Raw genomic sequence first — 267 nt, 5'->3', positions numbered from 1 at the left:
GGAGGTCGACCCGTCATGCCGGCGTCTGGGAGTCCCCTGCCACCAACCGCTGCGACAACTGATCCGCGACTGGACGCTTCTCGACGACGAGGAGCGCCGCTATGCCTCGAACGGCGCCACGCACCTCGACTTCCTGATCTACAACCGGGTGAGCAAACGGCCCATCCTGGCTGTCGAGACCGACGGCTACCAGTTCCACAAACAAGGAACCCGCCAATCCGAACGCGATCGAATGAAAGATCGCATCCTCGACCGCTACGCTCTTCC

The 267-nt window shown here is 62.5% G+C and carries 1 protein-coding gene; it reads left to right on the top strand.

What is annotated here, in order from left to right; genetic code table 11:
* Positions 1–267 (top strand): DUF2726 domain-containing protein (locus QZL63_RS09620; protein ID WP_290586757.1); only part of this gene is annotated, 267 nt, incomplete at both ends.

The organism is Alistipes sp. CAG:268, assembly GCA_000434235.1.
In the GTDB taxonomy this organism is placed as follows: Bacteria; Bacteroidota; Bacteroidia; order Bacteroidales; family Rikenellaceae; genus Alistipes; species Alistipes avistercoris.
The sequence above is the reverse complement of the archived record's forward strand: the minus strand, read 5'-3'. Positions and strand labels throughout refer to the sequence as shown.